Consider the following 12,038-nt stretch of genomic DNA (forward strand, 5'->3'; position numbering starts at 1 on the left):
GGTGAGCCATCACGCCCTTCAGCGTCGGAGTGCGTGATAACTCACCGCCCACACGTCGGGCTAGCCGGTGATGGTGTCGAGCGCGGTCTCGACCCAGGCGATCAGCTCGCGATCGCGCAAGGGCTTGCCACCGACCGGCGCGGTCTTCGGATGCGGCAACAGCGCCACGCCCGCGGCCTGCTTGTAGACGCTCTTGGGATACACCCGAGCGAGACGCATCTGCGACGACTCCGGCAGCGTGACCGATGAGAACCGGATATTCGAGCCCGCCGACGTGATCTCGCTGAGCCCCGACTCGCGCACCGTGACCCGCAGCCTGGCGACATCCAACAGGACCTCGACCGGATCGGGCGGAGTGCCGTAACGGTCGGCCAGCTCAGCGCGCAGCTCCTCGACGTCGTCGGCCGACCGGACCCCGGCGAGACGCTTGTACATCTCCAGCCGCAACCGCTCACTCGGCACATAGTCGTGCGGCAGGTGCGCTTCGATCGGCAGCTCGATCTTGACCTCGCGCTCCGGCTCCTCCTCGCCGCGGAACTCCGCGACCGCCTCGCCGACCAGCCGCACGTACAGGTCGAACCCGACATCGGCGATATGACCCGACTGCTCACCGCCCAGCAGATTGCCGGCACCGCGGATCTCCAGATCCTTCATCGCCACCGCCATGCCACCGCCGAGCTCCGAATGCTGCGCGATCGTCGAGAGCCGATCGTGTGCGGTCTCCGTGAGCGGCTTCTCCGGCGGATACAGGAAGTAGGCGTACGCCCGCTCACGGCCACGACCCACGCGGCCACGCAACTGATGGAGCTGCGAGAGGCCGAACATGTCCGCGCGCTCGATGATCATCGTGTTCGCATTCGATACGTCCAGCCCCGACTCGACGATCGTCGTGCAGACCAGGACATCGAACTTCTTCTCCCAGAAGTCGAGCATCACGCTCTCGAGCTGCTGCTCGCTCATCTGCCCGTGTGCTGTGGCGACCCGCGCCTCCGGCACCAGATCGCGCAGATGCTGCGCCACCTTGTCGATGCTCTTGACCCGGTTGTGGATGTAGAACACCTGGCCCTCGCGCAGCAGCTCACGGCGGATCGCGGCGATCACCTGACGGTCCTCATAGGCGCCGACGAAGCTGAGCACCGGGTGCCGCTCCTCGGGGGGCGTGGCGATCGTGCTCATCTCCCGGATACCCGTGATCGCCATCTCGAGGGTCCGCGGGATGGGCGTCGCCGACATGCTCAACACGTCGACCGAGGCGCGCAGGTGCTTCAGTGCCTCCTTGTGCTCGACGCCGAAGCGCTGCTCCTCGTCGACGATGATGAGCCCGAGATCCTTGATCCGGATACCCGGCTGCAACAGCCGGTGCGTGCCGATGACCAGATCCACCGTGCCCTCGGCCAGCCCTTCGAGGGCCGCCTGCGACTCCTTCTCGGTCTGGAAACGCGACAACGGCTTGATCGTCACGGGGAACTGTCCGAACCGTTCGGCGAAGGTCGCATAGTGCTGCTGCACCAACAAGGTCGTCGGCACCAGCAGCACCACCTGCTTGCCGTCCTGGATCGCTTTGAAGGCCGCCCGCACGGCGATCTCGGTCTTGCCGTAGCCGACGTCACCGCATACGAGGCGGTCCATCGGCACCACGCGCTGCATGTCGCGCTTGACATCGTCGATCGTCGACAACTGGTCGGGCGTCTCCATGTAGGGGAAGGCGTCCTCGAGTTCTCGCTGCCACGGCGTATCGGGTCCGAAGGCGTGTCCCTGGGTGGACTGTCGCGCCGCATACAACTTGATGAGCTCGCCGGCGATCTGCCGAACCGCCTTGCGCGCCTTGTTCTTGCGCTGCGTCCAGTCGCTGCCGCCGAGGCGGTCCAGGGTGGGGGCCTCGCCGCCCACATAGCGGCTGACCAGATCCAGCTGGTCCATGGGCACGAACAGTCGATCCGGCGGCTGGCCCCTCTTGCCCGGTGCGTACTCGATCACCAGGTACTCGCGCGCGGCCCCCTGCACGACCCGCTGGATCAGCTCGACGTATCGGCCGACACCATGCTGCTCGTGCACGACGGGGTCCCCCGCCGAGAGCTCCAGGGGATCGACCTGCTTGCGACGGCGCACCGGCATCTTGCGCTCGGTGCGGTCGGCCACCTTCTGCCCGACGAGATCGTCATAGGTGAGCAGCACCAGGCCGAGCTTCTCCGCGACGAAGCCCTCGCTGAGCTCCGCGACGGCGACCTGCACCGTCTTGGAGCCATCCTTCGTCGGCTCGAGCCGCTCCACGGCCCGACCCGCGATATCGTGCTCGGCGAGCCACTCGAGCGACCGCGTCACCTGGCCCGGGCCCGGGACGGTCAGCAGTACCTCGTGTCCCTCCCCCAGCCAGCGGCGGACATCGGCCACCGCCGCGTCCATGTCTCCGCGGTACAAGGGGGCCGGGTCGACCGCCGCGGAAGCATCGTCACCGATACCGAAGGGACCGATCGCCCCCCACGGATGTCCCGCGCGGACCGTGTGGTCGCGCACGTCATCGAGCTCCTTGAAGGCGGCCGATCCAAGATCGATCGGTGACTCGCCCCCGGTCGCCGCCGCCGCCCAGGAGGCCGCCAGGAACTCCTCACTCGTGGCGACCAGGTCATGGGCCCGTGCCCGCACCCGTTCGGGGTCGCACACGAGGACGGTCGATGACGCGGGCAGGAGATCGACGAGGAGCTCCATCTCGCCCACGAGCACCGGGGCGAGCGACTCCATGCCCTCGACCGCGTGCCCCTCGGCGAGCTTGGTGAACAGCTCGGCCAGACCGGGCTGCTGCACAGCGAGCCGGGCCGCGCGCTCGCGCACCTCGTCGGTCAGCAGCAGCTCACGACACGGCGGCGCCCAGAGCCGGTCCACCGCTTCGACCGTGCGCTGATCGGCGACCGCGAAGTGGCGGATCTCGTCGACGGTGTCGCCCCAGAACTCCACGCGCAACGGGTGCTCCTCCGTGGGCGGGAAGACATCGACGATGCCACCGCGGACAGCGAACTCTCCGCGTCGCTCGACGAGGTCGACACGCGTGTACGCGGCCGCGGCCAGGCGCGCCACCACGACGTCCAGCTCGATGTCCTGGCCGGCACGCAGCTCGACCGGTTCGAGATCGGCGAGCCCCTTGACCTGAGGTTGAAGGACCGATCGCACCGGCGCCACCACGACGCGAGGGCGATCCGCGCCGCCGTGGACGAGGTGTCGCAGGACCGCCAGACGCCGCCCGACGGTGTCCGACCGTGGAGAGAGCCGCTCGTGCGGCAACGTCTCCCAGGCCGGGAAGTAGGCGATGTGATCGGGCTCGTCGACCAGGCAACGCAGATGATCGACGAGATCCTCGGCATCGCGTGCGGTCGCGGTGACCACGAGGACGGTGGCGGCATCGCGCACGAGGGCGGTGCTCACGAAGGGATAGAGGGCTTCGGTCCCGGTGATCTGGAACTCGAGCGAGCCGGCGTCGCGTGCGGCGACGGCTGCCGCGATCGCCGGTTCGTGCGCCATCGCAGCGGCGAGGGGGGCCTGAGAGGAGGGGGAGGTCATCATGTCCAGATTACTCAGCCGGCCTCAGGATGCTCGGGCGACCGCCGCTGGAAGCCGTCCGTGGGAGCCCCGTCACGCGCGCCCCGGCCGGTGGAGGTAGGCCATCAACCTCATCGAGCATCGATAGGGTTGATGGCCTACCTCCCACGCGGACGAAAGGTTGATGGCCTACCGCTGGGCGGGGGCGCGTGGATCAGCGGTTGAAGTCGCTCTGCGTCGCGACCAGGCCACGGGTGATGAGAGACTCGATGGCATCGGCCGCCTCTTCGACATGGACGCCGACCTCCTTGCGCTCGGTCGACGAGAATGGCTTGAGCACGTAGTCGTGGACGGGCTGGCGTCCCGGGGGACGGCCGATGCCCACGCGCACGCGGTAATAGTCACCGGTACCGATGGACTGGCGGATCGACTTGAGCCCGTTGTGGCCGTTGTCGCCACCGCCGAACTTCAGCCGCAACATCCCGAAATCGATGTCGAGCTCGTCATGGATGACCACGAGATGGTCGGGCTCGATGTCGTAGTACGCCAGGAGCGATGCGACCGGCCCGCCGCTCTCGTTCATATACGAGCGCGCCCGCCCCAGCACCACCCGCTCGCCCTGGAGACGTCCTTCGACCACCTCGGCCCGCCGGCCCTTGTGGGCGGAGAAACGACCGCCGACGCGCTCGGCGAGCGCGTCGGCGACGAAGTACCCGATGTTGTGCCGGGTGGCGGCGTACGTGGGCCCCGGGTTGCCGAGGCCCACGATCAGCCAGGTCATTCCTCGTCTGCGGCGGGAGCCTGGGCCTCCTCGTCGGTGATCGCACCGACCTCGGGCTCCGGCTCGTCGTGCTCGATGCCGGCCTCGGCCTCGGCCTCTTCCAGCTCGGCCTCGACTTCCGCGGCGGTCGGGGCATGCGTCACGTTGACGATCAGCAGCTCGGGCTCGCTCGCGAGCTCGACACCCGAGGGCAGCGTCAGATCGGCGGCGGTGATCTGCGAACCGGCCTGCAGGCCCTCGATCGACGCCTCGAGCTCGGACGGCAGGTGCGTGGCCTCGGCCTCGATCGACACCGACGCGTTCTCGGTGACGACCATGGCATCGGGGCCGGGCTCGCCGACGACATTGACGGGGACCTCGACGACGACCTTCTCGCCACGCTTGACGATCAGCAGGTCGGCATGCTCGAGGAAGCCCTTCAGCGGGTCACGCTGGACCTGCTTCGGGATCACGAGGTGCTTCTCGGAGCCCAACTCGATCGAGAGCAGCGGGTTCGGCTTCTTCAGGGCGAGCATGAGGTCATGGCCCGGCAGGGTCACGTGCACCGGATCGGTGCCGTGACCGTAGAGGACTGCGGGCACCTTGGCGCTACGGCGGATGCGGCGGGCGGCGCCCTTGCCGAACTCGGTGCGGGTTTCGGCGGCGATCTTGATCTCGGCCACGGGGGTGATGCTCCTCAGCAGACGTCGTTCACTTCAGGTCTCGGCGGCCGCCCGGCGCATGGTCGGCACAGCGCTCAAGGAGCGCCACGTCGATCACGGCTACGAGGTAGCCCTCGCCGAGGCAACCCCGCGAGTCTACCGCACGGGTCGAGGCCCGTGAAATCGGTCCACGCCGCGACCCCGAATACGCCCCCGCCGAGCCGCTCGCTCTGCCACAATCGGAGCCGAGGAACCGCGTTTCCGGAACGCGGTGGGAGACAACGATGGCCAACGTGAACACCGCACCGTCCTGGCACGCCCCGCACGCGGGCTTCATTCGCGTGCTCGTCGTCCTGTTCACAATCGCCGCACTCGTCGTCATCGCCATGACGCTGGCCTATCCGGGACCCGATCCACACACCATCGTCCTGGTCTCCGCCGGCATCTCGCTCGTCGCCCTGAACATCGTCGCCTTCACACTCCCCTGGGGGCGGCTGCCGCGACGCCACACCTTCTGGCTGGCGCTCGCGCAGCTGGTCATCACGATCCTGCTCGCCGGGACGCTGTACCAGACCAACAACGCCATCCCGCTGCTCGCGCTGATCCCCGTGCTGTGGATCGCCTTCCAGCTCGACTGGCCGCACACGATCGCGATCATCGTGGCGCTCGGACTCGGTTGCATCGCCTTCTGGCTGATCGTGGAACCGATGCCGAGCCGCCCACGCGTCATCGTGGCGATCAGCGTCTTCTACTTCGTGGTCGCCTCGCTCGCCATCCTCACGCAGGCCAATGCCGATGCCCTGCGCAGATCGCGGGCCATCGCCGAAGAGGCCTGGCGCTCCCAGCAGGACGCCCTCGCGAGCGCCGAGAGCAATGCCGCGGTGATGCGGGCGATCGCACACGGCGTGGATGCGGCCGTCTTCTTCGCCTCGCAGGACCGGTCCTCGACCTTCGCGAACCAGCGGGCGCAGGAGCTGGGACGCCGGATGGGCGTCTCCGCGCAGGACCCCACCTGGGCCGGCCACGAGGTCTACGGACCGGATCGCGTCACCCCCATCCCACCGGAGGACCAGTTGCTGCCCCGGGCTCTGCAGGGCGAGTACGCGACGGAGTCGCTGCAGTGGGTGGGTGAACCCGGAGCGCAGCACGCGGTGTCGGTGTCCTCGCTACCGGCCGTGACCGAGGCGGGCGAGCAGGTCGGAGCCGTCATCGTCGCGCACGACATCACCAATCTGGTGGAGGCGCTGCACGCCGCGGAGTCCTTCAGCGCCACCGTCGCGCACGAGCTGCGTACACCGTTGACATCGATCGTCGGCTATCTGGACCTGCTGGAGACCGATGACCTGGACGAGACCGGCCGCGAGTTCCTGCGCCGCGCCCAGCAGGGGGTCACGAGCCTGTCGGCCAAGCTGCGCGAGCTGCTCGAGCCTTTCGAGGTCGCGGGGGCCTCCCCCACGTTCTCCTTCATCGACGTCGTCGATCTCCTGCGCCGGCGTGTGAACCACTGGCGCGAGAGCGCCGGCACACGCGGCATCGTCATCGAGGGCCCGGACGGCTCATCGCGCCTGCAGGTGCCGCTCGACCGCGAGCTCGCCGAGCGCATGGTCGACGCGGTCCTGTCCAATGCCGTCAAGTTCAGCGCCTCGGGCGGCCGCATCGAGGTAGCGGTCGACACGCACGAGAACTCCGCTCGGATCACCGTGACCGACCACGGCCTCGGCATGACCCGCGAGGAGACACGGCACGCCTTCGAGCGGTTCTACCGCGCACCGACCGCGATCCGTCGCGCGCTGCCCGGCTTCGGTCTCGGACTCGCCACGGCCCTCTCGATCGCTCAGGCTCATGGGGGCACGATCCGGCTCGAGAGCGCGGCCGGCGCGGGGACCACCGCCATCGTCGAGATCTCCTTGACCCAGGTCGGCGTCGCGGCACGAGGCTCTTCATGATCCCCGGTCAGCTGAGAGCCCGCGTCGACCGGGACTTCCGCCGAGTCGTCATCTCACCGCGAGCGATCGTGCACTGGCAGTTCCTCTTCGTCCTCACCGTGGCGCTGCCGTTCTTCGCCACGATCGCGGTCCGACCGGACTTCACCGAATCGACGACGCTGCTGGTCGGCGCGCTGATCATCATCGGCGCCACGACCGTGGCGGGGCTCTTCCCCTGGCGGCAGTCCAACAGCCGGTGGGCTCTGCTGCTCGCGATCGTCGATGTGCCGGGCGTCCTGCTGCTCTACATCCCCACCCCAGGGGCAGGCTTCTCGATGTTGGTGGTGCTCCCGGTGGTCTGGGTCGCCATCGCCTTCGGCGGCCTGGTGGCGACCCTCATGGTCGCCGCCTCCATCATCGCTCTCTGGACCGCCTGGTGGACCCAGGCGCAGGTGGCCGAGGTCCAGCTGATCGGAGGCATCCCGGCCACCGCCGCGGTGACCTCGCTGATCGTGCTCAGCGCCGTGGCGGCCTACCAGACCAATCGCGTCGCCTCGGCCCGACGCGGGCTGCTGCACCGCCAGTCCGATGCCTTCTCCCGCGCGCTCGAACGCGCGAGCCTGCAGGAGCGCTTCACGTCCTCGGTGCTCGACTCCCTCGATCTCGCTGTGTTCTCCTTCGACGCCGACGGCGGTCTGCGCACAGCCAATCGCAGCGCCTGGCTACTCCTCCGCCACCTGGGCGGCACGCGCTTCGAGGCCGCGCTCTCGGACTACGAGATCGACTACGGCTCCCCGATCTTCGCACCGGACGGCCCCATCGGTCGCGCGCTCCAGGGTGAGCAGGTCGACGGTGAGACCACCTGGGTCGGCGGTGCGCAACCGATCGCCATCGAGTGGACCAGCCAGTTCCTCCGCGGCGACGACGGCTCGACCGAGAATGTCATCGTGCTCGCCCGTGACGTCACCAGCCAGCTGCGCGCCCAGGCCGACCGCGACGAGCTCGTCACCTCCGTCAGCCATGAGTTCCGCACGCCGTTGACCTCCATCCTGGGCTATCTCGAGCTCGCCCTCGACGAGCCGGGCGTGCCGGCCGTCCCGCGCGAGATGGTCGAGGTGGCCCTCAAGAACACCGAACGGCTCCTCACCCTCTCGAACGACTTCCTCGCCGCCCGCTCTCCCTCGGGGAGGTCGGGGATGGTGCTCACGATGGAACCGTGCCGGCCCTCGGCGATCGTCGAGGACGCCATCACCGCCGTCCGCCCGCAGGCGATCGCCCGATCCATCGCCATCGTCGTGGGTCCACTGCCCGATATCGTCCTCGACGCCGATCCGCTGCGCATCCGCCAGGTCATCGACAATGTGCTGACCAATGCCGTCAAGTACAACGTGGAGAGCGGCCGGATCTTCGTCGACGCCGTCCTCACCGACACCGGTCACTACGCGTTGTCGATCCGCGACACCGGTCGCGGCATGAGCGCCCACGACGCCGAACGGGTCTTCGACCGCGGCTATCGGTCCGCTGCGGCCCGCGACTCCGCCGTGGGCGGGTCGGGACTCGGACTGGACATCAGTCGACAGATCATCGAGTCCCACGCCGGAACGATGGCTTTGAGCAGCGTGCCCGGGGAGGGGACGACCGTGTCGATCACCCTCCCCACGGGCGCACCCGATGGGAGACACGCATGAACCCGTACCACGCCGTCGCCGTGGGAGCACTCGTCGTGGGTGCCACCGTGACCGTCGTCTTCATCCTCTCCGCGATCCTCACCCACGCCACCCGCGCGGCCCGGATCCTGGCCGTCGCCCAGTTCGTGTTCAGCGCGAGCATGGTCGTCTACGTCTCATGGACCAGCGAGACCTCTCCCAGCAGATTCGCCGGAGCGGCGGCGATCGGCGGCGCGGCCATCGCCGTGACGCTGTTGTGGTCGGGCATCCGGCTGTTCCACGACCGCTCACCCCGGCTCGAGATGGGCGCGGGAGCGGCACTGCTGATCGTCGCGGCGGCGGTCCTCGAGGGCTATGTGGACGGTGCCCTCGTCGTCACCGCCGGCGCTCTCGTCACCATGGCGGCCGCGATCGCGATGATCTACGAGCTCCAGATCGGCTCGTGGGCGCAGCACCCGGTGACCCGGATCTTCCAGGGCTATCTCGCCTCATGCGTCCCATCGGCCATCTGGTGGACGATCGTCGCCTGGCAAGGCACGGCGCGCATCGAGTCGGCCCTCGTCGGCTTCACCGTGGTGCAGACGGTGGCGGCGATCGTGCTCGTCCAGCTGCTGCGCGAACGCGGCAAGGCCGGGGGGTTCACGACCTCGGAGTCGGAGAACCCTCTCGCGGACCTCGACGTGCTGTCACCGCAGTCGTTCCGGTTCGCCGCACAGGGCCGCTTGAACAGGGTGACCCTCGTCGGGGGACACGCCTGCTTCCTGCTGATCAGCATCGAGGATCTGCGCGCGCTCAACTCGGCCTTCGGCCGATCGCTCGGCGATGATGCCGTCCGCAAGCTCGCCGAGACCGTGCGAGCCCATGTCCCGCCGTGGGCGCCCATCGGACACCTGGGCGCCGGCAACTTCGCCGTCCTCGCCCCGGCGACCTCACCGCAGAGCGCCCACGCGATCGTCAGCGACATCGAGGACTCGCTACTGACGTCCCGCACCGCGACGGTCATGGGCGTCCGCATCGGCGCCGTCTACGGAGTCGCCGACACCTTCTCGGCGACCCCGGAGTACGGAGCCCTGCTCGAACAGGCGATCACCTCGATGGCCGCGACGGCCGCCGAGTTGAAGACCACCCTTCTTGAGCAGAGATTAGGCAAATCCTGAGGCAATTCGACAGCCGGCCGTGAGCCGGCCGCGCCATGATCAGCCCATGGAGTTCAACGATCCGTTCGTCGACGGCGACACCGCTGCCCTCACCGGCCAGGTGACCGTCCCGGACGATCCGCGCGATCTGGTCACCGCCCGCGCGATGGTGGGCTGTGTCGTCCCGGCCTACAACGAGGGAGCGACGATCTCCGCGGTGCTCGACTCCCTGCTGACTCAGACCCGTCCTCCGGATGTCATCCATGTCGTGGTCAACAACACCACCGACGACACGGTGGAGGTCGCGAGCCACTATGCGGGCGTGCACGCGCGGATGACCGCCGAGGGTGAGCAGGTGGTCGAGGTCTTCGTCCACGACATCGGCGAGAACCCCGACAAGAAGGTCGGCGCTCTCAACTACGGCTTCTTCCTCGTCGAGGGCTACGACTTCCTGCTGGGCGTCGATGGCGACACCACGCCCGAGCCGACCGCCGTCGCCGATCTCCTCGCGGAGATCCAGAGCGACCATCGCATCGGCGGCATCTCGGCGATCTACTCGATCGACGACACCGCGCTGAACAGCCCGATGGAGAAGTTCCTCATCGCCGGCCAGCGCGCCCAGTTCGCCGCGTTCAACATGCAGAACCTGCTGCGCGGCCGCAACATGGCCGTGCTCGGCGGGCAGTTCTCCATCTTCTCGGTCCCGGCGCTCCGCGATGTCATGCGGCACACGCACCAGCAGGCACCCTGGGTCAAGGACAGCGAGGTCGAGGACTCGCTGCTGTCGCTGCAGATCAAGAGCGCCGGCTACCTCACCAAGATCAGCGCGACCGCCCGCGCCCACGTCGGCGGGATGACGAACCTGCGCGCACTCGACGGTCAGCAGGTCAAGTGGAACTTCGGCGCCATCGAACTGATGTGGCCCGGACAACGCGGCGACACCAAGGGGCAGCCCTTCCACCCGAATCTGCGGCTGCGCTGGTTCGAGCACTTCTCGATGGTGCTGAACATCATCACCCGCTTCCTCTTCGTCACGCTGTTGATCTGCTCGCTGTGGATCGACGCCTTCGTCTTCCAGTGGTGGTGGCTCATCCCGCCGACCGCCGCCATCGTGCTGAACATGCGGGTGGCGCGCTCGATGCACTACCGCAACAAACGTGACACGCTCTTCGCCCTACTGCTCTTCCCTGCCGAGTTCTACATGTGGATCCGGATCGGGCACTTCGTGCGGGCCTGGACGAAGTTCTTCAGCCGTCAACAGACCGACAACTGGGCGGCGCAGGCTCGGGCCGAACGTGGAGCCGGACAGGCCTACCTGCTGCCCTATCTGGTCGCCCTCGGCCTGATCGCCATCGTCATCGGCGTCTGGAGCCAGCTGTCGCTGGGCACGCAGAGCGATCTCCTCGCCTATGGATGGCCCGTCCTCGGGGTCATCACCATCGCCCAGACCGCTTGGATGGGCATCAAGATCCTTCGCAACTATCGTGGCTTCACGGTCTGAGCACCGCGACCCATCGAACAGGAGTCCCGTGAACGCCTTCTTCCGCCGCCTCGCCCTGGCCGGCTGCGCCCTCACCCTGCTCGTCGTGCTCTCGGCCTGCGGACTGTTCCCCGGCGGCGACGACGCCGACTCGCCGACACCGTCCCCCAGCGCGGCGGCATCGGAGCGCGAATTCGACTCGGAGTTCACGCACGACGGCACCTTCCAGTCGCACAATACGACCAGCGATGTCGACTACGTCTTCACCATCTGGCCGACCAAGTCGACCCCGCGCACGAACGATTGGTATCCCCTGGGCGACAAGAACTTCTCGTTCACCTTCCAGGCCTACGACATGAGCCGCGACTTCCGCGATCCCTTCTCCACCAAACGACAGACCTTCCTGCAGCACGTCAAGGTGACATCCACGATCACCACCGAGTCCGGCAATGTGACCGACGGGCCCTACACGCTCGACGCGACCGCCGCGGCGATCACCTTCGATCCCGAGCCGGTCAGCAACCAGTGGGGCATGCTCGTGACCTCGCCCAAGGGATCCTTCGAGCTGCGCAACCAGACGATCGGCGATCTGCCCGAGGACACGATCGGCATCACGCTGCGCTTCGAGGCGACCGTGTGGACCGAGAACGCGGCCGGCAAGCCCGATGTGACCCCGCAGGTGATCACGCAGGAGGTGCCCATCGCGATCTTCGCCTCCGATACCCCGACCGAGCAGCAGGAGATCCCCAAGAACGCGAACTGAGCGCGCGGGGCCAGGACCCTGGGCGGGGGGGGGCGCCCCCCCCCCCCCCGGGGGGGGGGGGGGGCACCCACCGAAAACCCCCGGGGGGGGGGGGGGGGGCCCCCCCCGCGGGGG

At 68.3% G+C, this 12,038-nt stretch carries 8 protein-coding genes; 5 read left to right on the forward strand and 3 right to left on the reverse strand.

All coding sequences use genetic code 11. The annotated features are described in order from the left end of the window. Positions 1–60: 60 nt before the first annotated feature. The 3 genes from mfd to JL108_RS00735 all read right to left on the reverse strand — a co-directional run bounded on the left by mfd (position 61) and on the right by JL108_RS00735 (position 4,974). Positions 61–3,552 (reverse strand): transcription-repair coupling factor, encoded by a 3,492-nt coding sequence (mfd, locus tag JL108_RS00725; protein WP_240190444.1) that lies wholly within the window; start codon positions 3,550–3,552, stop codon positions 61–63. 193 nt (positions 3,553–3,745) lie between these two features. Beyond that, positions 3,746–4,312 (reverse strand): aminoacyl-tRNA hydrolase, encoded by a 567-nt coding sequence (pth, locus tag JL108_RS00730; protein WP_143913768.1) that lies wholly within the window; start codon positions 4,310–4,312, stop codon positions 3,746–3,748. Continuing rightward, complete coding sequence (locus tag JL108_RS00735; RefSeq protein WP_205196468.1) at positions 4,309–4,974, reverse strand: 50S ribosomal protein L25/general stress protein Ctc; 666 nt, start codon at positions 4,972–4,974, stop codon at positions 4,309–4,311. Before JL108_RS00735 ends, pth begins: the two co-directional genes overlap by 4 nt. Positions 4,975–5,237: 263 nt before the next feature. Here JL108_RS00735 and JL108_RS00740 point away from each other — a divergent pair, with 263 nt between their 5' ends. The 5 genes from JL108_RS00740 to JL108_RS00760 are packed head-to-tail and all read left to right on the forward strand — an operon-like array spanning position 5,238 to position 11,924. Then, positions 5,238–6,899: a cell wall metabolism sensor histidine kinase WalK gene (locus JL108_RS00740; RefSeq protein ID WP_205196469.1), complete on the forward strand. Its 1,662-nt coding sequence runs from the start codon at positions 5,238–5,240 to the stop codon at positions 6,897–6,899. Further along, entirely contained in the window at positions 6,896–8,566 is a 1,671-nt protein-coding gene (locus JL108_RS00745; RefSeq protein WP_205196470.1) for a cell wall metabolism sensor histidine kinase WalK, read from the forward strand. The genes JL108_RS00740 and JL108_RS00745 overlap by 4 nt, the downstream gene beginning before the upstream one ends. After that, complete coding sequence (locus JL108_RS00750; RefSeq protein ID WP_205196471.1) at positions 8,563–9,702, forward strand: diguanylate cyclase domain-containing protein; 1,140 nt, start codon at positions 8,563–8,565, stop codon at positions 9,700–9,702. Before JL108_RS00745 ends, JL108_RS00750 begins: the two co-directional genes overlap by 4 nt. A 46-nt stretch (positions 9,703–9,748) precedes the next feature. Continuing rightward, complete coding sequence (locus JL108_RS00755) at positions 9,749–11,182, forward strand: glycosyltransferase (protein WP_205196472.1); 1,434 nt, start codon at positions 9,749–9,751, stop codon at positions 11,180–11,182. 28 nt (positions 11,183–11,210) lie between these two features. Next, on the forward strand, positions 11,211–11,924 hold the full coding sequence (locus JL108_RS00760) for a hypothetical protein (protein WP_205196473.1): 714 nt from the start codon (positions 11,211–11,213) through the stop codon (positions 11,922–11,924). Positions 11,925–12,038 lie beyond the last annotated feature (114 nt).

Origin of the sequence: Aeromicrobium sp. YIM 150415 (genome assembly GCF_016918125.1) — a bacterium.
In the GTDB taxonomy this organism is placed as follows: Bacteria; Actinomycetota; Actinomycetes; order Propionibacteriales; family Nocardioidaceae; genus Aeromicrobium; species Aeromicrobium piscarium.

Bases quoted from the DNA above. Each gene is read 5' to 3' on its own strand.
- mfd (WP_240190444.1), bottom strand. From the start codon at position 3,552: ATGACCTCCCCCTCCTCTCAGGCCCCCCTCGCCGCTGCGATGGCGCAC.
- pth (WP_143913768.1), bottom strand. From the start codon at position 4,312: ATGACCTGGCTGATCGTGGGCCTCGGCAACCCGGGGCCCACGTACGCC.
- JL108_RS00740 (WP_205196469.1), top strand. From the start codon at position 5,238: ATGGCCAACGTGAACACCGCACCGTCCTGGCACGCCCCGCACGCGGGC.
- JL108_RS00745 (WP_205196470.1), top strand. From the start codon at position 6,896: ATGATCCCCGGTCAGCTGAGAGCCCGCGTCGACCGGGACTTCCGCCGA.
- JL108_RS00750 (WP_205196471.1), top strand. From the start codon at position 8,563: ATGAACCCGTACCACGCCGTCGCCGTGGGAGCACTCGTCGTGGGTGCC.
- JL108_RS00755 (WP_205196472.1), top strand. From the start codon at position 9,749: ATGGAGTTCAACGATCCGTTCGTCGACGGCGACACCGCTGCCCTCACC.